Annotated in this window: 14 protein-coding genes and 1 rRNA gene; 2 read left to right on the forward strand and 13 right to left on the reverse strand. The window is 48.2% G+C overall.

Annotated features, from left to right (window positions below; all coding sequences use genetic code 11):
* Nucleotides 1–128 (reverse strand): 16S ribosomal RNA (locus HYD27_RS09295); the annotation flags it as partial.
* Nucleotides 129–711: 583 nt separating this feature from the next.
* Between HYD27_RS09295 and HYD27_RS09300 the strand changes: the two genes are divergently transcribed.
* Together HYD27_RS09300 and HYD27_RS09305 are read left to right on the forward strand one after the other, a co-directional pair.
* Entirely contained in the window at nt 712–1,962 is a 1,251-nt protein-coding gene (locus tag HYD27_RS09300) for an MFS transporter (RefSeq protein WP_219214035.1), read from the forward strand.
* Between the two features lie 249 nt (nt 1,963–2,211).
* Nucleotides 2,212–3,486, forward strand: coding sequence for a molybdopterin-dependent oxidoreductase (locus HYD27_RS09305; protein ID WP_219214037.1), 1,275 nt, complete (start codon nt 2,212–2,214; stop codon nt 3,484–3,486).
* A gap of 149 nt (nt 3,487–3,635) precedes the next feature.
* On the opposite strand, the gene ligA is transcribed toward HYD27_RS09305, so the two are convergent.
* From ligA to HYD27_RS09365, 12 genes are all read right to left on the reverse strand, one after another.
* Nucleotides 3,636–5,648 carry an NAD-dependent DNA ligase LigA gene (gene ligA, locus HYD27_RS09310; protein WP_219214039.1) on the reverse strand — a complete coding sequence of 671 codons (2,013 nt, stop codon included), beginning with the start codon at nt 5,646–5,648 and terminating at the stop codon, nt 3,636–3,638.
* A 74-nt stretch (nt 5,649–5,722) separates the two neighbouring features.
* A complete protein-coding gene (gene pcrA, locus HYD27_RS09315) occupies nt 5,723–8,074 on the reverse strand; it encodes a DNA helicase PcrA (RefSeq protein ID WP_219214041.1) in 2,352 nt (783 codons plus the stop codon).
* Nucleotides 8,075–8,156: 82 nt separating this feature from the next.
* Nucleotides 8,157–8,870: a heptaprenylglyceryl phosphate synthase gene (pcrB, locus tag HYD27_RS09320; protein WP_219214401.1), complete on the reverse strand. Its 714-nt coding sequence runs from the start codon at nt 8,868–8,870 to the stop codon at nt 8,157–8,159.
* A gap of 179 nt (nt 8,871–9,049) precedes the next feature.
* Nucleotides 9,050–9,916, reverse strand: a complete 867-nt coding sequence (locus HYD27_RS09325) for a phosphatidylinositol-specific phospholipase C/glycerophosphodiester phosphodiesterase family protein (protein WP_228745061.1) — start codon at nt 9,914–9,916, stop codon at nt 9,050–9,052.
* 116 nt (nt 9,917–10,032) lie between these two features.
* A complete protein-coding gene (locus HYD27_RS09330; protein WP_219214043.1) occupies nt 10,033–11,433 on the reverse strand; it encodes an undecaprenyl-phosphate glucose phosphotransferase in 1,401 nt (466 codons plus the stop codon).
* Nucleotides 11,430–12,329, reverse strand: a complete 900-nt coding sequence (locus HYD27_RS09335) for a glycosyltransferase family 2 protein (RefSeq protein ID WP_220101569.1) — start codon at nt 12,327–12,329, stop codon at nt 11,430–11,432. The genes HYD27_RS09330 and HYD27_RS09335 overlap by 4 nt, the downstream gene beginning before the upstream one ends.
* A gap of 532 nt (nt 12,330–12,861) precedes the next feature.
* Nucleotides 12,862–13,899: a glycosyltransferase family 2 protein gene (locus HYD27_RS09340; RefSeq protein WP_219214047.1), complete on the reverse strand. Its 1,038-nt coding sequence runs from the start codon at nt 13,897–13,899 to the stop codon at nt 12,862–12,864.
* 331 nt (nt 13,900–14,230) lie between these two features.
* The gene (rfbD, locus tag HYD27_RS09345; protein WP_219214407.1) at nt 14,231–15,091 is read right to left on the reverse strand and encodes a dTDP-4-dehydrorhamnose reductase; all 861 of its coding nucleotides are present in this window, start codon (nt 15,089–15,091) and stop codon (nt 14,231–14,233) included.
* 8 nt (nt 15,092–15,099) lie between these two features.
* A complete protein-coding gene (gene rfbB / locus HYD27_RS09350) occupies nt 15,100–16,122 on the reverse strand; it encodes a dTDP-glucose 4,6-dehydratase (RefSeq protein ID WP_219214049.1) in 1,023 nt (340 codons plus the stop codon).
* A gap of 56 nt (nt 16,123–16,178) precedes the next feature.
* Nucleotides 16,179–16,730 carry a dTDP-4-dehydrorhamnose 3,5-epimerase gene (rfbC, locus tag HYD27_RS09355; RefSeq protein WP_219214052.1) on the reverse strand — a complete coding sequence of 184 codons (552 nt, stop codon included), beginning with the start codon at nt 16,728–16,730 and terminating at the stop codon, nt 16,179–16,181.
* A gap of 511 nt (nt 16,731–17,241) precedes the next feature.
* On the reverse strand, nt 17,242–18,222 hold the full coding sequence (locus HYD27_RS09360) for a glycosyltransferase family 2 protein (protein WP_219214054.1): 981 nt from the start codon (nt 18,220–18,222) through the stop codon (nt 17,242–17,244).
* A 292-nt stretch (nt 18,223–18,514) separates the two neighbouring features.
* Nucleotides 18,515–20,785: a DUF6311 domain-containing protein gene (locus tag HYD27_RS09365; protein ID WP_219214056.1), complete on the reverse strand. Its 2,271-nt coding sequence runs from the start codon at nt 20,783–20,785 to the stop codon at nt 18,515–18,517.
* Between the last annotated feature and the right edge of the window lie 70 nt (nt 20,786–20,855).

A 20,855-nucleotide genomic window follows, 5' to 3' on the forward strand; every position in this document is an offset into this window, starting at 1 on the left:
TACGTGTTACTCACCCGTCCGCCGCTAAGCAGGAATGGAAGCAAGCTTCCATTCCTGCTCCGCTCGACTTGCATGTATTAGGCACGCCGCCAGCGTTCGTCCTGAGCCAGGATCAAACTCTCCAAATCGGTTTTTTTCAAGCGCTTACTTCTCCCGAATTACTCCGCGAAAAATAACCATCCGAAAACGTATTGAAAGAGCGATTGCTCACGTTGAAACTGACGATTCATTAATGAATCTTGTAAAAATTAACGCGTTCCATTTGTTCAGTTTTCAAAGAACTTGCTCCCGGCATTTCAACATTATGTATCAAGCGCAGGAATTAGAATGTATCATGTACCCATATTTCCTGTCAACTTATTTCTTCTTCGCCCGCTTGCCCAGCGTCGATGCCTCATAAGCACGAGAAATGATATATCATGCTGATTTGAGGTTTGCAAGCTTTTATCAGAAATAAATGTACTCACGCATAATTAGTGCCTATAGGGTACAAATTGATTTTCATAATGCAATGTTATAGCACGGAAGCGAAATGCAAAAAGCGAATCCAATCCGCGTATGGCTGAACTTTTCATAATTAAAAGACAATACATTTCAGAGGAAATCAGCAGGAAATTTATGACGCGAAGCGTAGAAAGCCTTATAATCTAAAATAACGTTTAATACAGCCAGTATTATTATTTTTAATAACCAGTTTGGAAAGGAGCTCCGATGAACAACACTTCCATAACAGCCACTCCGGCAGCCGCAAATGACGAACAGAAGCACCTGCAGCAGGCTACCATTTACCGTATTTTGCTGGCGGTCAGCTTTGTTCATTTATTTAACGATTCCATTCAGGCGCTTATCCCGGCCATGTTTCCGATTCTGAAGGACAACATGCTGCTCTCTTATGCTCAGGTGGGATGGATCGCTTTTGCCCTGAATATTACGTCCTCGGTCATTCAACCCGTGGTCGGCTATGCCGCTGACCGCAAGCCCAGACCTATGCTGCTGCCTCTGGGAATGTGCTGCACCTTCGCCGGAGTGTTCCTGCTCGCTTTTGCCGGTAATTACGCGCTGGTTATATTCTCAGTTATGCTCGTTGGTTTTGGATCAGCCGCTTTCCATCCGGAAGGCATGCGTGTAGCCCACATGGCAGCGGGTCAGCGCAAGGGGTTGTCCCAATCCATCTTCCAGGTTGGCGGCAATGCCGGACAGTCGTTGGGGCCGCTTCTGATGAAGTGGGTATTCATCCCGTTTGGACAGATGGGGGCGCTTGGGTTCACTGTGATTGCCGCAGCCGGCATCGCCGTTCAGACCTACGTGGCCAACTGGTACCGGACAATGCTCGACCAGGGATATACCTTCCGTAAAAAATCAACCGCACGCACCCTTGACCCTGCACGCAGCAAAAGCATTCTGACCGCCACAATTATTCTGGTCTTCCTGGTATTTGTCCGTTCCTGGTACGGTGCCTCCATTGGCGGCTACTATGCTTTCTATTTAATGAAGAATTACGGGATGACGATAGACAATGCGCAGATCTATATTTTTATGTATTTGGCTGCCGGCGCGGTCGGCACATTCTTTGGAGGTCCGCTCGCCGACCGCTTTGGGCGGCGCAATCTTATCCTGATCTCCATGGTCGGAACAGTCCCTTTTGCACTGGCGCTTCCTTTTGTACATCAGGGCTGGGCAGCGGTGCTGCTGGTGATCTCAGGGTTCGTATTGCTGTCCAGCTTCTCCGTTACTGTAATCTATGCGCAGATGCTGTATCCGGGAAATATCGGGACGGTCTCCGGATTGATTACCGGACTAGCCTTTGGTCTTGGCGGCATCGGATCTGTTGTTATCGGTGAGCTTATTGACCGTATCGGCATTACGGCAGTTTTCGTAGCCTGTGGGTTTCTGCCTCTGCTTGGTCTTCTGGCCCTGCTGCTCCCTGCCGACAAAAAGCTTGAGGAATGGGCAGCTGAATAAACGGCTTGTTATACAACTAAAACTTACTTTTATCTTGGTCCATCCTTTTATCTTGGTCCATCCTTTTCGCCGGTCGGCAGGATGGACTTTTTAATAAATATGCGACCTCGCCGCCTTGTCTTCGTTGCTCCAAACCATAAGGCCATGAAGGCAGCCGGACAGCGAATTATTCAACAGCCGTATTTTGCGGTACAATTAGTTAAAAGTTGAAATGCTTGTCATGGCTTAAGGTTCGAAGGAGGGACAGCATTGAAAAAAGCATTGGCCAGACTCCGCAAGGGGTACGGGAAAAAGCTGGTTTCTATTCACATGTGGAATGCATGGCTGGTGTTGTTTCTCGCGGTAAGCGGCTTACTGCTGGTAGGAGGCTTCTGGCGGGAGCTGCTGGGCGAGGGCAGAGTATGGCTGAAATGGGCGCATATCGCTTTTGGGCTGGTTCTGCTTATACCGGTCATCTATTATTTACTGCTTGCGGCAAAGCATTGGAAGAGGTTAAAAGGCAAGAACTCGCAGAAAGCCAATGTCATCTTTGTGCTGGTTCTGCTGATCGGCTGGATTGCATCAGGGATTGTCCTCTGGCAGTTCCGGCTTGCCGGGCCTAGAGCGGCCAACACGGCGCTGTTCATTCATGATCTGCTCACATGGGTGGGGCTGCCGGTCATTATCTACCACTCCATTACCAGAGTCAAATGGCTGAAGGAGCCGAGGAAGCGTTCAATCGTACCGGAAACAGCATCTGAAGGGGAGGACAGGGTTGCAGGAGGTACTCAACAGCCGGCAGCAGCACAAGGCCCTCAGCCGATGTATTCACGCCGCGGTTTCATTAAAGCTGCCGTTGGCGCAGGACTGGCCATTACGCTCGGTCCAACCTTTGTCCGCTGGATCGGAAAATCCTTTCAGCTCCCCGGTGCCGCAGATTATGCGGCGAGCAATGCCAATGCTCTCCTTCCCGATCCGGTTCCTCTGGCCGATTCTGCCCCCCCGATTGGCGGTGGAGCGGAAGGGAGCTTCCGGGTCTATACCGTAACAGAGATCCCCGCCTTCGATAACAGCAATTGGTCCTTCACTATCGACGGCCTCGTTGACAAGAAGTTCACTTGGAACTGGGAGGAATTCGTCAAGCTGCAGCGCGAGGTGCAGGTTAGTGATTTTCACTGTGTGACGGGCTGGTCGGTATATAAAAACACCTGGGAAGGCCTCCCCCTCGTAAAGCTGCTCGATATGGCCGGTGTACAGGAACGGGCGGCGACGGTAAAATTCTATTCCGGTGACGGAGTCTATACCGATTCACTGACACTCGCTCAGGCACGGCTGAAAGATGTAATGGTCGCCGTGCTGCATGACGGCAAACCTATCCCCAACCAGCTTGGCGGACCTGTCCGCCTGGTCACTCCGCAAATGTACGCGTACAAATCGGTGAAATGGCTGAACCGGATTGAGCTGATCGAAGAGGACCATGTCGGGTATTGGGAGCAGCGCGGGTACGATAAGGATGCCTGGCTGCCGAATGCAAAGCGCGTGTAGGCTTCATGCAGCAGCCATCCTGAGGCAACAATCTGTTGCGGGCTTGATTGAAAAACGCTGGGATGTAAATCATACGAAAACGCCCGGTCCCGTGAATGCGGGAGCCGGGCATTTTACTATTTACACAGAGGCAAAAGTCTAAATACGGCTTAACCTTTTAACAGCCGGATCAGCTCTTCCTCATCCTCAATCACTTGAATGCCGAGCTGCTGTGCTTTGGCCAGCTTGCTGCCTGCTTTTTCGCCGGCAATGACGAGGTCGGTTTTTTTGGAGACACTGCCGGATACCTTGGCGCCGAGCGCCTCCAGACGTTCTGCGGCTTCCTCACGGGTAAGCTTCTGCAGCGAACCGGTCAGTACTACTGTTTTGCCGCTGAAGAAGGAATCGGCGCTCACCTGGCGCGGAGCCTCCGGTGCCTTCGCCTCTACCCCGAGTTCAAGCATGCGCTTAATGCTGGTTACCACAAACGGGTCGGCGAAGAAGCTTACAATACTCTCCGCTACAATGCCTCCAATGTCGGGGAGCCCGGACAATTCTTCGGCCGTTGCGTGCATGACCGCTTCCAGGCTGCGGTAGTGATCCGCCAGCATTTTGGTGGTTGCCTTGCCTGTGTTCGGAATTCCGAGGGCAAACAGGAAGGAGGCAAGATCCCGGCCTTTGCTCTCTTCGAGCGCCTTAATCAGATTTTCTGCCTTCTTTTCCCCAAAACGCTCCAGCTTCACCAGCTGTTCAAAGGTCAGCTCATATAAGTCTGCGGGTTCGCGCACATTCAGCTCCTCATGCAGCTGTCCGGCTGTCTTATCGCTGAAGGTTTCAATATCCATCGCATCCCGCGAAGCAAAGTGGGTAATGCGCCCAATGATCTGCGGCTTGCAGTTCAGCTTGTTGTTGCAGAAGAGATGAGCGCCGCGCATTTCCAGCGGGAAGCCGCAGGCCGGACAATTCCCGGGGAAAATAATCTCTCCGCCGTCGCTCTCTTCCGTTACCTTGCCGAGAATCTCCGGGATAACATCATTGGACCGGCGGATGAACACACGCGTACCGAGGGCATGCTTGAGATTCTTGCGTTCAATATCGCCAACATTGTTCAAGGTGCAATTCTGGACTGTAACTCCCGCCAGCTCAACCGCTTCCACACGGGCCAGCGGGGTGACTTTTCCGGTGCGGCCCACGTTCCAGCTTACCGACTCCAGAACCGTCGTGGTCTCTTCCGCCTCGAATTTGTAAGCCACTGCCCAGCGCGGAAACTTGTCTGTATAGCCCAGCACTTCGCGGATGCGGAAATCCGTCACCTTGATGACCGCGCCGTCTATCAGATAGTCTAGGCCGGAACGGCTCTCTTCAATCTCGGCCAGCTGTCCGGTCACATCATCAAAATTATCAAAATAAGTAAGATACGGATTGACCTTAAAGCGGTTGGTCCGCAGGAAATCCATCATTCCCTGATGGTCGGAGAACTGGATGCCTTCCGCATAGCCCACATTATAGAAGAACGCATTCAGCCTGCGCTCGGCAGTCGTCTTGGGATTAAGGTTGCGCAGCGCCCCCGCCGCCCCGTTCCGGGCATTCTTCAGCGGTTCAGCCGCTCTTGTATTATAGTCGGCCAGAACGGACAGATTCATCATTCCTTCGCCCTGCACTTCAATAATCCCTTCCTTAAAAGGAATGGTTAAGGGAACCGACTTAATCGTCTTCACCTGCGCCAGAATGCCTTCTCCGGTTACTCCATTGCCCCGTGTCGCCGCCTGTACCAGCACCCCGTCACGGTAGGTCAGGTTCAGCGTCAATCCGTCAAACTTCAGTTCTACCGCATAACAGGGCTCCGGAAGAGGCATTTCAGGATTCTTCGTGTTGTAGTCATTCACCAGCTTCAGCACCCGGGTATTCCAGCTCCGAAGCTGTTCAATATTCTGCGCTTTATCCAGACTCCATAGCGGGGCAAGATGCCGATGCGGCGTGAAGCCCTTCAGCAGTTCCCCGCCCACACGCTGAGTTGGAGAATGTGGCAGCACAATGCCGCTCTCAGCTTCAAGGGCTGCCAGCTGATCGTAGAGCGCATCATATTCTTTGTCGCTGATCAGCGGCGCATCCAGCGTGTAATAATGATAATTATATTGATTCAGCTCGGCTACGAGCTCCTCCATAGTGTGCATGGCATCCATCCGGGCACATCCCTCCGTCAATAAGTTTCCTACGGTTAGCGTGTTCTAAAAATGCAATCGTTAACCGCAGTCTTTTATTCGACTTTGGTAATCGGCGCAAAGCCCGCCAAGAGCCGCTTCACGCCAACCGGTGCAGGAAAAGCAATCTGCAGCTCCGTATCGTTGCCGCTGCCCTTCACGGACACAATGGTGCCGATGCCCCATTTGCCGTGTGAGACCTTGTCGCCCGCCTTGAAATCGGCGGGCGCCGCAGTCCCAGCCCCCGGAGCGCGCTGTGCGCCTCCGGTGGTCACGGTCACGCGGCCTGTACCGGCTGCCGCGGACGCAGTGCTGCCGCCGAAGCCGGCGGACCCGCCGCCTGCCGGCGCATTTCCGGCAGCGCCGCTGCGGCTGCCGAAGTTCCCCCGGCCGCCCCCGCCGAAGCCGCGGCCGTCATAGGCACCGCCAACCTTCGCGCCGCGCCGGAAGCGGTCTGAGGCACCGCCGGCATCTTCCTTCAGCTCCTCCGGAATCTCCTCCAGGAAGCGCGACGGCGGATTCGCCGCCGTCCGCCCGAACAGCGTGCGCATCCGTGCACAGCTGAGGAACAGCTGCTTCTCCGCACGGGTGATCCCCACATACGCCAGACGCCGCTCTTCTTCCAGCTCGTCGTAGTCCTGGAAGGCGCGGCTGTGCGGGAACACGCCCTCTTCCATCCCGATAATGAAGACGGTCGGGAACTCCAGCCCCTTTGCACTGTGCATGGTCATCAGCACTACAGCATCGCTGCGCTCCTCTTCATCGTTCACACTGTCGATGTCCGCGATCAGCGCCAGATCCGTAAGGAAGGAGACCAGCGACTTGTCTTCATTGTTCTTCTCAAATTCCATGGTTACCGACAGGAATTCGTCGATATTTTCCAGACGGGACCGGGATTCGAGAGTATTCTCATTCTGCAGCTCCAGCCGGTACTGGGACAGTTCCAGAATCTTCTCCGTCAGCTCCGTCACGGACAGGAACTCCACCATCCGGTGCAGCGCCTCGATCATATCGTAGAATTCTACCAGCGAATTGCGGGTCCGTCCGGCGAAGCCCAGATCATCCACGGTCTGCAGCGCGCGGAAGATGGAGACTCCCTGCGAAGCAGCCGCAGCGGCCAGCTTGCCGACTGTCGTATCCCCAAGCCCCCGCTTCGGAACGTTGATGATCCGCGTTAAGCTGATGTCGTCATCGGGATTGGACAAGAGGCGCAGGTAGGCCAGCAGATCCTTGATTTCTTTGCGGTCGTAGAACTTGATCCCCCCGACAATCTGATAGGGAATATCCGATTTGATCAGAATTTCTTCTATTACGCGTGACTGCGCATTGGTGCGGTACAGAATCGCATGATTCTGATACGCCTGGCCCTGCTTGACATTCTTGCTGATCTCTCCGGTCACAAAATAGCCTTCATCATGCTCGGAATCGCCGCGGAAAACCTTAATCTTCTCGCCTTCGTCCGAATCCGTCCACAGCTTCTTGGGCTTGCGTCCGGTATTCAGCGCGATCACGCCGTTGGCCGCGTTCAGAATGTTGGAGGTAGAGCGGTAGTTCTGCTCCAGCATAATTGTTTTGGCTTCGGGATAATCCTCTTCAAAATTCAGGATGTTCGTAATATCCGCCCCGCGCCAGCGGTAGATGGACTGGTCACTGTCGCCGACGACGCATATGCGGTGATGGCTGTCCGCCAGCATCCGGCAGAGCATGTATTGCGCTCTATTCGTATCCTGATACTCATCCACATGAATGTACTTGAATTTCTTCTGGTAGAAATCCAGCACCTCCGGCACTTCCTTGAACAATTCAATTGTCTTCATAATCAGATCATCGAAGTCCAGCGAGTTGTTGGCCCTCAGCCGCTTCTGGTACATGGTATACACCTTGGCAACGAGGCCTTCCATATAATCGCCGATCTTCTGCTCATATTGCGCCGGCGTTATAAGCTCATTCTTGGCGGTGCTGATCATGGACTGTACAGCCTTGGGCTCAAATTTCTTCGTATCTATATTCAGATCCTTCATGCAGTTGCGGATAACCGACAGCTGGTCCGTAGAATCCAGAATGGAAAAATTGGAGGTGAAGCCGATCCGCTCAATGTCCTTCCGCAATATCCGCACACTCATCGAGTGGAAGGTGGATACCCAAATATCGCGCCCCTCCGGCCCTACGAGCCTCGAGACACGCTCCTGCATCTCCCGTGCAGCCTTATTGGTAAAGGTAATCGCCAGAATCGCCCAAGGCGGCGCTTTGCGGTTCGCAATCAGCCAGGCAATGCGGTGGGTAAGCACGCGCGTCTTGCCGCTGCCGGCTCCAGCCATAATGAGCAAAGGCCCTTCAGTAAATTCTACAGCCTGACGCTGCGGAGGATTCAGCCGGTTTACGGCATCCTGTATGTTAACAAGTTGCATGTGTGGCATGCTCCTTTCTGAATATCACGAATTAAGCAGAAACGGCTTTGCCGTCCTTTTATATTGCAAAACATATAGATCCTTATATTGTAAAATCAATCTTCGGCGTTCTCTTAACCGCCTGTACAGTGAGCAGCGCCTGCTGCACATCCTGGTATATAATGTTGCCGGCCACCACCGTATCACACAGCGCAGCAGCTTGCTCGGCTTCAGCTTCACCGGTAATTCCGCCGCCATAAAAAAGCTGGCTGTGCTCTACAGTCTCTCTTACTGCACGCACCGTCTCCATATCGCCAAAGGCCCCGCTATACTCCAGATAAACAACCGGCAGGCTCATCAGCTTGTCCGCGATCTGCGCATAGGCCGCTGCCCCCTCCCCGCCCAGCGAGCTGTCTGCTCCTGTAAGGCGGGCAACGGAAGAATCCCCGTTCAGCACGATGTATCCTTCTGTAAGCACCTGCTCCCACGGAATCAGGCTCCCGTAACGCTCAATAGCCCGGCGGTGATGGCCCAATACCCAGTCTGTATCCGGGCTGTTAAGCACCATTGGAATCAGATACAGATCAAAACCCGGCACAACCGCCTCAAGATCTGAGATCTCAAGGGCGCAGGGCAGCTCATATTGCCGGACTCTGGCCAACAATGCGACCGTATTCTCATATGTTACCCCGGTGGAACCGCCGATCAGTACAGCATCCGTTCCGGATAAGCAGACCGCCTCCAGCTCTGTCTCTCCGAGCTCGCGGTCGGGGTCCAGCTTGAATACATGCCGCCACGGCCGTATCTTTTGCCGCATTTCATTCATCTTCGCCCATCCTCTATTAGTCTACTGATTGACGCCTCTGCAGGCCTCACTTTCATGCCAAAAACACTTCCGCTGCCGCAAAAGCTGTATCTCTAGTCTATGCCAGCACAGCGGGGGGTGTCAATTTAAAGAGCAGAAAAATGCGAACATTTTTTCGCCTTTTTCACGCCTTAACGAAGCCTTCTGAAGCTGCTTAAATCAACCTCCGAAACAAAATCCGTGTAAAACCCGTCAACCCCCATCCGTGACAGCTTCACAATCTCATCTTCATCATTGATCGTGTGCACGTAGACGCGGGCTCCGGCCTTTTTCAGCTTTTGCACAAAGCTCTTGGTGGCCCGGGCGGCCGGCATGGTAATATCCACGCCGCTCTCTTGTACAAAGTCAATCACCTGCTCATCACTGTCCTGAGACTGGTAGAGGGTATACAATATCTCCGGGAAAACATGCACCTTATTAACCACATCCAGCATATCCCGGCTGTAAATCTGCGGAACCACCCGCTCAAGCAAAGCCGGATCACGGCGCTCGGCAGCCTCTGTAATGAGCTTGAACTGCTCCGTTACCAGCCCGGCCTCAGTCTCCTTAGTATCCGTAACGAGATAGGCATCCGGATAGGCCTGCATAAGATCGAGTATTTTCTCAATATCCAGCGGAGAATAGATGTCCAGAATAGGGCTGTCCATGAACTGGGCATATTCCAGCACTGTCCCTTGCTTGGCGGCAGGCAGCACCGTCTGCTGGCCCAGCAGCTTGCTCATATTAATGGTCCACTCGTGGCGGGCAACCAGCCGGTCATCTGTTGTGAGCAGTAAATCGGCCTCAAACACACGGCTTCCCTGCTCGTAATTGGCTACAAAAGCTTCAAGGGAGTTCGTATACGTATAGCCATTGATTCCTCCCATCGCATGGGCTACAATCCGGTGGGACGCAAAGCCGGTTGCGGGTTCTTTGTCCTCCTCCCCCAGAGCAATCACAAGCAGAAGGGCCAAAGCGCCGATCATGACGGCTGTGGCAATGGTTTTTCTCTTATCCATATGTGCGGTTTCCTTTGCAATAAGTTGGAGTAGAAACAAGAAGAAACGGCCAAGTCCTTCTTCAAACAAAGGGCGGCAACCGTTTCAGAAGTGAAATATAACTTAACTGTAAAAGTTCAGTAAGCATTTTTGAAGCCGTTGCGGATGGTCTTGAAGATGATCCGGATATCGAACAGCAGCGACCAATTTTCAATATAGAAAATATCATGCTTGATCCGTTCTTCAATCGAGGTGTCTCCGCGCAGGCCGTTGCTCTGTGCCCAGCCGGTAATTCCCGGACGCACATGATGCTTGACCATATATTTCGGAATTTCATCGCGGAACTGCTCCACGAAGAAGGGACGTTCCGGCCGCGGGCCCACCACGCTCATCTGGCCGAACAGCACATTGAAAAACTGCGGCAGCTCATCCAGGCTGGTTCTGCGGATAAAAGTTCCGAACCGGGTGCGGCGGGGGTCCAACGGAGTGCTCCAGCCCGTGTCCTCCTCGCCGTCCTGCTGCATTTTCATGGAGCGGAACTTGTACATCATGAAATTGCGCCGGTTCAGCCCTACCCGCTCCTGCTTGAAGATAACGGGGCCCGGGGACGTCAGGCGCACACCCAGTGCCACAATCAGCATTACAGGCGACAGCATAATAATGGCGAACAGCGAGAAAATAATATCAAAGGACCGCTTAGCGAGCTTATTGCCGGTCATATCCAGCGGGATGTCGCGCACATTGATCATCGGCATACCGGCAAAATTATCGAAGTACGGCCGGGCGGGCAGGTAGTCAAAGAAATCGGGAATAATCAGCGTACGCACTCCGGCCTTCTCACAGGCGGCGATAATTGCCGGATATTTGGAGTGGGCATCCAGCGGGAGAGCCAGAATCACCTCGTCCACCGGCAGCATTTCCAGCATCCCCGGCAGCTCATCCACCGTTCCCAGAATCGGCTTGTAGCACTCCCCTTCAATGCCATCCCAGGTATGGAAATCATCCAGAAATCCAATGGCCTCATACCCAAGCTCCGGATACTGCACCAGATTGTTGTAGAACCTCTTGCCCAATGTACCGGCACCCAGAATAAGTACGAACTGGCGGTTGAAGCCTTTTTCACGCAAGGACTTCAGCATCTTCTTCAGCACATAACGGTACAGCATAATGGAAAGAATATTAAAGCCCATATAAATCGCGAGATATTGACGGGATACATCAATTTCCTTCAGGAAAAACATCAAGCCGAGCAGCATAAAGATGGCCATGATGTGCACCTGGAAAATCTTGAGGAACTCATCGACAAAACGCTTTTTGCGCTTGGGTAAATAGAGTGACAGTACAATTCCTATTAATATTGAGATAGCACCATAGATAAAGCTCCAATACGCATAAGACTCCACCGGCAATGTGTTATAGGATTCCAGCAGACCACTTCGAAATTTAAGCCACCAAGCAGCCAGAAAGGACAGCTGAATAACTAAAAAATCGGCTACCATATACAGCTGTGTTAAAAATTTCTGATTACGGCGAATCATAATCTCACCTCAGCATTCGATTCCGTTCTTGAACCCGCTTCCCCTGGAACTGTAAGGCTCTGCGCCGGGGAAGGCACTGCCCGGGGACGGATCAGCGCATTGCGCACCAGCGAGAGCGCGAACTTCACGCCCACGCCGGCGTAGACCGCTCCATTTATCATACTGTTGTACCGCTTGCTATAATGCTTACGGTGAAATAAAATCATCGCCCGATGAAACTCATAGACGATCCTGAACGGCCTGCGCCGCGCGCTGCCCCCCTTCAGATGCACAATGGACGTCTGCGGATAATAGTAAATCCCCCAGCCGGCCTCCTTAATCCGGAAGCACCAGTCCAAATCCTCACCGTACATGAAAAACTCCCCATCCAATCCGCCCACCTGGTCGATCGTCTGCCGCCGCACCAGCATGAACGCACCCACCAGGCAATCAACCGGATAAGCCTGATCGGGATCGAGATATCCCAACTGGTAACCGTTGAATCTCGGACGGTCGGGGAACAGCTTGCTGAAGCCGAACGCATAATAAAAGGACGCGGCTGGAGTCGGAAAACCTCTCTTGCAGGCCTTATCCAGCGAGCCATCCGGTAAAATCACCTTGCAGCCCGAAGCCCCGAGATCCGGCCGGCTGTCCATAAATTCAAGCATCGTCTCCAGCGTATCCTTCCGTATCACCGTATCAGAATTGAGCAGCAGCACGTAACGGCCGGAGGCCACTTCCATCCCCTGATTATTGCCACGGGCGAACCCGACATTTTCTGAATTGGCGATTAACAGCACATCGGGAAATTCCCGGCTGATCCTCTCTACCGAATCATCCCGGGAGTTGTTGTCTATTAGAATAATTTCATAGAAAAACTTCGTTTCGGAATCATACACCGACCTCAGACAATCCATCGTCAGGCGGCATGTGTTGTAATTGAGAATTATTATGCTTACATCTACACTCACTGCACTACGCTCCTGACAAATATAGTAATCTATCGACAATTATTATAACACAAAAACCTCCCTGATAGGCGCGGCCTGGTCAGGGAGGTTTTAACAGGTCCAAACTTCTCATCCTTCACTTTTCTCCACTATATGAATTGAACTTAAATTCTTGAGCATGTAATTTAAATAACCAACGAGGATTGGTTGTTTGACTGTACTTTGTGCAACAGACATCCATGCCGCTCTATCGCTGCGCTTCAGACGATGAAATTTTCGGGGAAGGCCCTCAATTGGGCTTCGCTAAATTCGAGGCTTCCATCACAATGCCCTCACTCCGGACAATGTTATTTCAGGATAGAATGCACCCGAACCCTCCTTTGAATGAACTTCGAATTGCCATACGTAACTTGATAGGCCATTCTTCACTGTTTCAAGTTCAAATGATATAGTGAATTTTCCAAGTTCTATTTATATAAAGTTCCTTGTTCTGCTTATATCAGTTGCTGTTGACGCCTTCCAGTCTTTTCACTTTCGCCTGAATGTACTTCCGTTTGGCTTGGAGGTTCTTCCGCTGTGCCCAAAACAAGCTCCAGGCTTTAATCAGCTTCGGCTCCTTTAACAGCATATACGCGTGTGCTGCTGCCTCGTAGGGCAACGAATAGAGTAAAGTCGGCAGCAGTGTACGGGCCGGTTCATTTTTATAAATCATTTTGTACCGGTTAATGTACGAAATCCTCCGGATGAACATCGGCTTGCCGTTGCGTCCCGACGTTTTCCAGCCCCGTTCGTGGTAGCCCACCGCTTCCGCATCGTAATAAGCCTGCCAGCCGAACAGACGCGCCCGCCAAGCTACGTCCACATCTTCCTTATAAGCAAAGAAATCCGCATCAAAAAACTCGCCATTCACGCTGATATCCTCAATCATCCGCCTGGAATACATCGCAGCTGCACCGGATACCCCAAACACAGCCCCGGACTCCGGCCAGCTCGCAGCAGCCTCTCCCGCACCACGGTCAAAAGCCCTCCGCGCCCTGTTCATCCGCAGTCCTGTACTGTCTATGAGTGAGTGATCCGCTTTCAGTAAAAGCTTGCCTGTCGCACTGCCGGTCCGGAAGCCGGCTTCCATCTGCGCAATCAGACGGGAGATATAGCCGGGTTCCAGTGTCAGATCGGGATTAAGCACCAGCACATAATCTGTATCCGTAGCGGCGATTGCCTGATTGTGGGCAGGTGCGAAGCCCGTGTTCACTTGGTTTTCTAGAATAATAAAGGAAGGGTATGGAATAGAGGCACCAAGCCCCGTCCCCTTATTTGTAGCTTCCTGCTCATACGATTGAACACCCGTTTCAAGCTGACGGCAGAACTCCTTCACTTTGTCCGCACAGCCGTCTCCCGATGCATTATCCACTACCACGATCTGCTCTATGGGATAGTCCTGGGCGAGCACTGCCGTCAGACAATCAATAATGTCATCTGCGCTGTTATAGGCAACAATATGTACACTGACTGTTTTGTTGTTCATATAGTTATTCATAAGTATCCTCAATATCCTCAAATTCTGGTTGAAAACAGGTTAGTAATTGATCAAAGAACAGAATCAGCTGCTCCTAATTATACCGAAAACAGAAACAAGAGGCGACCGTCTTCTTTTAGAAAAGTGAAAATTATGATGACATAATAAATATCCTCACAAAATAACCCCACAAAGTGGGGCCTTGGCTTCGATGATGACTCAGGTACTTTGCGGGGACCCCAAATCAGCGAGAAAGATAAGGCTAATGTATAGCGTGAAACATATAAATTCTTATCTTTTTTAAAAAAACTCCTGACCCGCCAGCTGCGGTTCAGAAGTCTCTAGGTTCAATTCATTTCAGCTCAAGCAGAAAGTCCCTCAGCCCTTCACGCCATGGCCGGATATCCTGAAACCCGTTCGTACGGATGGACAGATGCTCCATTACCGAATAACGCGGGCGCGGTGCCGGACGGGGAAACTGCTCGGTTGCACATGGCTCCAGCTTGGCTGTAAACTTCAGCCCCAGAATCTCTTCGGCTTCAGTGAAGATTGCCTGAGTGAATTCGTACCAGGTACAGAACTCAGTATTCGACGCATGATATACGCCATACTTCTCCGTCTGGATAAGCTCCAAGAGAAAGTTGGCCAGATCGACGGTATAGGTCGGCGAGCCTTTTTGGTCGTCTACTACCTGAAGCAGCGGCTTCTCCTGCCCGAGCTTCAGCATCGTTTTCACAAAGTTGTTGCCATACTTGCCGTATACCCAGGAAGTACGCACAATGAAGAACTTAGAGGACAATGACTGTACCAGAATCTCGCCAGCCCGCTTCGACTTGCCGTAAATACTCTGCGGGTCAGTATTATCATATTCATGGTAAGGGTGGCTTCCCATACCGTCAAAAACATAATCTGTGCTGATATACACCAGCTTCGCCCCCGCCTTCTCAGCGGCAAGAGCTACATTCCGGCTTCCGGCAGCATTGATCAGATAAGCGGCATCTATATCGGTCTCGGCAGCATCCACCGCAGTATGAGCGGCACAATGAATGACAGCATCCGGAGCAAAGCCGCCGATGATCTCTGTACATTGATCCAGATCAGTAATGTCCATCTCCTGCCGGTCGCAGCCCAGAACCTCATGACCCTGTCCCTGCAGCAAAAGCACAAGATCCCGTCCAAGCTGTCCTGCTGAACCTGTTACCAGAACCTTCATCTTCGACATTATAGAGAATCCCCCAAACGGCTGCCGTATTGGAGCGCGGCATATTCCTGGTATTCCCCGGATTGGATGCGGGTCCACCATTCACGGTTATTCAGATACCACTGAATAGTTTCCTTAATGCCCGTTTCAAAAGTATGCTTAGGCTTCCAGCCCAATTCGTTCGTGATCTTGGTTGGATCAATGCCATAACGGCGGTCATGTCCAGGACGGTCCTGAACATAGGTAATCAGCGAATCCGGCTTGCCCAGCTCCTGCAGCACCGTATTCACAATATGCACATTTGTACGTTCATTGTTGCCGCCAATGTTGTAGACTTCGCCATTCACACCTTTATGAACAACCAGATCAATCGCGCTGCAATGATCTTCAACATACAACCAGTCGCGGATATTCATCCCATCGCCGTACACCGGCAATGCCTGATCTGCAAGCGCACGCGAGATCATGAGCGGAATCAGCTTTTCAGGGAACTGGTAAGGCCCATAGTTATTGGAGCAGCGGGTGATATTTACCGGCAAGCCAAAAGTCTCATGATATGCACGCACCAGCAAATCCCCGCCCGCCTTGCTGGCGGAATAAGGACTGTTCGGAGTCAGCGGAGTTTCTTCAGTAAAAAGTCCCGTCGCTCCCAGGGTTCCGTATACTTCATCTGTCGAGACTTGAACAAACTTGGTCACACTATATTTCTTTGCCGCATCCAAGAGCACCTGCGTCCCCATTACATTCGTCTTCACAAACACATCCGGCTCCAAAATACTCCGGTCCACATGCGACTCTGCCGCGAAGTTGACTACCACATCAACTCCCTGGCTGAACAGTGTATCCATCGCCTGCGCATCGGTAATATCCGCCTTGGCAAACGTATAATTCGGATTCCCTTCAACCGACTTCAAATTCTCCAGATTCCCCGCATACGTCAACGCGTCTACATTGACAATTTGATACTCCGGATGCTGCTGCAGCATGTATATTACAAAATTGCTGCCGATAAACCCGGCCCCGCCGGTAACAAGCAGTTTCATGTGTTTAGCCCACCTTTTGTTCATTAAAATATGATGTCCATCGTATCCTATTAACCTTACAACTCGAAGTTCAACTCCGCATCCTTTAACAGCGGATGACGCTGGTCTTTATCCGACAACACAGGAGCAGACGTCGGCCAGTCAATGCCAAGCGCCGGATCATTCCATAATATGCCGCGGTCATTCTCCGGGGAATAATATTCGTCCACTTTGTATAAGACTTGGGTGTTTGGCACAAGCGTACAGAAGCCGTGTGCAAAGCCCTTGGGCACCAGCAGCTGGCGCTTATTATATTCACTGAGAATAACACCGACCCATTGGCCGAATGTAGGTGAATTACGCCGAATATCAACGATTACATCATAAATAGCCCCTGTGAGCACACGAATCAGCTTCGTCTGTGCCTTGGGATTTAGCTGGTAATGTAAACCACGCAGCACACCCACCTCTGCTGAGAGGGATTGGTTGTCTTGGATAAACTTATAGTTTATGCCGAGATTATGCATAACTTCTTCATTGTAACTCTCCATAAAAAAACCCCGGTTGTCGCCATGGACCACGGGTTCGAGAAGGCTTGCGCCTTGAAGTTTTAAAGGAGTGACATTCATTCTGGAGCTCCTCCTCTTTTCTACAGTTTCAATTTTTCAGCATTTCATTAAATGTGATATCCTTAGCCAATTCGTATTTGTAGTAAGAAGTATGTGTGTCAGCATCTATCCACCAGCCATTTAGAACGCTATAAGTTAGCTGATTTCTTTTGATCTACGCATGATTTAACATTTGTTATTTGAAGCGCGCCACGAAATAAGTGGGAAGCGCCTTTTTAACCCCCTGCTTCCAAACATATATATGCCGGTCGCCGCAAAACTGCTCTTAGGATTTTGTGGTTTCTCTCCAATAGACTACGAAATGCCGCGGATCATAGAGCTTTTAAATAATAAAATTTTCAGCTCTAACTCGGGTCTCAAAATTCTTCACATATTGCGAAAGGTCCTCTTCAAATACTTTATCCCCAAAGGGTAAATACACCGCGGTCAGAGCCCACAAATTTATTCTACCAGTCAAAGTGCCAAGAACTTTCATTAAAAACACCCGACCTCTATATTACATGGGAAATATTTACTTATTAATAATTTTTAATTGAGTCGACTTCGGTTCAACATTCATATTCAACTCTTCTTTAACCAGATAAAGGGGTCTTCTCTTAGACTCATTATATATTCTACCAATATATTCTCCTATTACACCTAAGGTGATAAGTTGCACTCCACCAAAAAATAAGATAGCAACCATGAGAGATGGATATCCAGGTACAGGATTCCCCATTGTAACTGTAGCTATAACCAAGTAGGTTGCGTACACCAATGACAAGGCGGCAATTATAAGTCCTAAATAAGTAGCGATCTGTAAAGGAGCAAATGAAAAAGAGGTTATCCCCTCAATTGCAAAATTCCAAAGTTTCCAATAATTAAAACTACTTTTACCTGCATATCTTGCTTCTCTATAATAAGAAACACTGGTTTGTTTGAAGCCTACCCAACTAAATAATCCCTTCATAAATCTATGTTGCTCAGGGAGTTGATTTAATGCTTCAACTACTTGCTTAGTCATTAGACGAAAATCACCGGTATCGGCAGGAATTTCAAATCTTGTCATTTTGCCCATTACTCTATAAAATGTATGCGCAGTTGCTTTTTTCAACCATGTCTCTCCGTCTCTCTTTAGACGAGTTGCATATACCACATCATAACCCTCCATCCATTTCTCTATAAGTAATGGTATTACCTCTGGGGGGTCTTGTAGATCAGCATCAATAGGAATCACAATATCAGCCTTAGAATAATTTAAGCCTGCAGACATTGCAATCTCCTTGCCAAAATTCCTGGATAAATTGATAACTTTAATTCGTGAATCTTGGTTTGCTATTATGCGAAGTCTTTCCATCGTATCATCTTTGCTACCATCATTTATACATATTATGTCATAATCATAATTATGGCTCTCTAGAACACCAGTAATTTTCTCATAAAAAAGGGAGACGTTTTCACCTTCATTATACATCGGAACAATAATAGATAAATTAAAGCCAGTTGATTGCATACCTTAATCCTCTCCGTAAGAACACTATTTAATTAACAAGACTATTATACCGCAGAAATACACCCGAAAGGTATTAATAAGTCGTTACCTTTGTTCATTTCCTTTCCTATTTAGAGATACACTTTTCCACATCGATAAGCGGTGAAGATAAAAGCGGATACTTCGTATTCAATATCATTGTGATGTTAAGCTGGCAAGATACCACAACAAATTTTTTAATAGCCTTTAGTTACTTTATATAAGCTTAATTTATACTTTAGGTTTGTTCACCCTATATTAACCTCAAATGTAGTTAGGGTGATACAGGATCTAATCTAAGGTTTTCAACAGAGAGAGCTAGTATTCTTTCATCTTCATTCATTTTCAAACTTTGAGGAGATGAAGCATCTGGTAATATCAGCGATATCTTAAGTTGATCGCTTATTATTTCTTTTGGAATACTAAATTGATAAGTATCATTCGACGTAATGCTTAGTTCTTTAATCTTTTGATTATTTGCATACACAATTAAACGTTGTTCTTTTATCTCTCCTCCAAGAAGCGGCGACATCTTCATAGATAATACAAGATCTGTCTCGGGATTTTTTAGGGTAAACAATAAATCCGCTTGTTTACCTTCTGTCCATGTAGCATTTTCTTCAGCAAAGCTCCACCCTGCAGCTTTAATCAAATGCGAATTCCCAGTAGCACCAAAACTTATAATGCTTCCAACTTTATAATCAAAGCCGTATAAATTCATATTCAAGCTATTTAGTTGTGGATCAAGTGCACCATTTGGTATAAATAAATTATAACCATCCGCTGATAAGAATAAATCGTTATCTTTTTTGTTTAGAATAGTTTGTTCAAATAAAAAATTATCAACTATATAAACACTTTTCGAATCCCAAATACCATTTCTAAAATTCTCCACTAGCTTGTTATTATAAAGTTCTTTCTTTTTAAAATCATCTCTTGCGGTATAAACAGCATTTATTGTCATACCTTTTTGAGCTGCTATCATTGAGAAAGCAACATAATTATTACTTACATTCGCAGGAACAAAAACAATGTTTCGGTAGGTATCATTATTTATCTTTTCCCATACATCTGTTCTCAGAGGGCTTTCCCATGCTGTATCACTCGCATACATATTATGAAAATCATTGAATTTTCCCGAAAGATCTGCAAACTGGATGGATAGGGCTAAAGCAAAAAAAACTAAAGCCCCCTTGGTTTTCATAGTTTTTAGTAATGAGGACAATATAAATAAGAGTAACATGTAATATACGGGCCAAAAAAATCTCCCCGATGCTCTTACTATGCTGCATAATTTCAGTAGCGCTTCAGGCAATGGAATCACAAATAATGTTTTCCCCGAAAAGGTTATTACGTTACTTAATGCAGTCACTGTAAATATTATAATAATTATTATTAACCCTTTTTTACCTTTCATATTAATTTTCCCGTTATTAAGCGTTGTATACATTGAGCAAATTAGTAGCAGGATTACCCCACTCCCTAAATAATTAAACCCTTCATATTGTCCAGGTGTTGCTGTCAGTTGATCCTTTAAAAAATAATGTGACCATCCTTGAGGATTGAATAACGAATTAAGATTCATCGAATAAACACCAAAACCATCGGCTGTTCCAGATGAACCTATGTAAAAGTATCCAATCAACCAAAGAGTAATTATGATTAGACTTCCTGCGGTGAAAAGATATAAAAAAGTCATCCTCAAATTTAAATCTTTGGAGACTAACATCTCTAACACCTTTACTACAAAAATTAAAAAACACATAATGAATAGATATGGATGTACTAGAAGGCTAATAAACAATAGTAAAAGCCATTTCAGATGATTATAGGGAGACCTATGAAGATATAATGAAGCCAAAATTATCCAGTGGCCCATCAATGCTTCATGTCCATATGCACGCCATAACATTATGGGACTCATTATAAAAAACATTGTTCCGAGAATCTGTAGTGATATGTTTCGAGTCAATTTTCTCATTAGCAATAAACTAAAGAAACCTTGTAAAATGTAGCAAATTAAAATCCATAAACCCAAATATTGAAATGTATCAGGTAGGAATATATTAAAAACCTTAAATATAAACGCCAAAAGAGGAATAGAATCTGTATAAGTAACAGTGGTTCCGATAGGAGTATTCAATGAATTTATTACTGCTGGTGGAAAGCTCCATGGGTCATTTCTAAAAAAATGCCATCCAAGAAAATGCTGTGCAGGATCACCTCTCTTTAAAAGCCAGTTTATAGCGGATGTATCCAATACTTTGGGACTTAAAACGTTAATAAAAAAAACTGCTCCCAGTCCACTACTAATTATTAATCCAATAGAAGTATAGTGTTTGTCTTGAAGAATAGCTTTTTCAAAAAAAAGAAAAAAAACACTTATTAGTAATGAAAGACCTAGAGCTGTATACACAGCACCATACTTCAAGCCAAAAATCAGAACAACAATTAATATAAAAAGAGTGATAATATAATTTTTTTTATTTAATAAGCTAAAGTTCATGTTCCCTCCAAGGGTTTTGATATAAATGTAATTATTCATGTCCAATAAATCCAAATATTATATAAATCCCAGTATATACGCCTCTCCTTGGTAAAATAACCAGGAATCA

The organism is Paenibacillus sp. S150, assembly GCF_019352175.1.
In the GTDB taxonomy this organism is placed as follows: Bacteria; Bacillota; Bacilli; order Paenibacillales; family Paenibacillaceae; genus Paenibacillus_AQ.

Coding starts and splice junctions, on each gene's coding strand:
- HYD27_RS09365 (WP_219214056.1), bottom strand. CDS start 20,785: ATGAATAATTACATTTATATCAAAACCCTTGGAGGGAACATGAACTTT.
- HYD27_RS09340 (WP_219214047.1), bottom strand. CDS start 13,899: ATGAATAACTATATGAACAACAAAACAGTCAGTGTACATATTGTTGCC.
- pcrA (WP_219214041.1), bottom strand. CDS start 8,074: ATGCAACTTGTTAACATACAGGATGCCGTAAACCGGCTGAATCCTCCG.
- ligA (WP_219214039.1), bottom strand. CDS start 5,648: ATGGATGCCATGCACACTATGGAGGAGCTCGTAGCCGAGCTGAATCAA.
- HYD27_RS09325 (WP_228745061.1), bottom strand. CDS start 9,916: ATGGATAAGAGAAAAACCATTGCCACAGCCGTCATGATCGGCGCTTTG.
- rfbD (WP_219214407.1), bottom strand. CDS start 15,091: ATGAAGGTTCTGGTAACAGGTTCAGCAGGACAGCTTGGACGGGATCTT.
- rfbC (WP_219214052.1), bottom strand. CDS start 16,730: ATGAATGTCACTCCTTTAAAACTTCAAGGCGCAAGCCTTCTCGAACCC.
- HYD27_RS09335 (WP_220101569.1), bottom strand. CDS start 12,329: ATGGATTGTCTGAGGTCGGTGTATGATTCCGAAACGAAGTTTTTCTAT.
- HYD27_RS09360 (WP_219214054.1), bottom strand. CDS start 18,222: ATGCAATCAACTGGCTTTAATTTATCTATTATTGTTCCGATGTATAAT.
- rfbB (WP_219214049.1), bottom strand. CDS start 16,122: ATGAAACTGCTTGTTACCGGCGGGGCCGGGTTTATCGGCAGCAATTTT.
- HYD27_RS09300 (WP_219214035.1), top strand. CDS start 712: ATGAACAACACTTCCATAACAGCCACTCCGGCAGCCGCAAATGACGAA.
- pcrB (WP_219214401.1), bottom strand. CDS start 8,870: ATGCGGCAAAAGATACGGCCGTGGCGGCATGTATTCAAGCTGGACCCC.
- HYD27_RS09330 (WP_219214043.1), bottom strand. CDS start 11,433: ATGATTCGCCGTAATCAGAAATTTTTAACACAGCTGTATATGGTAGCC.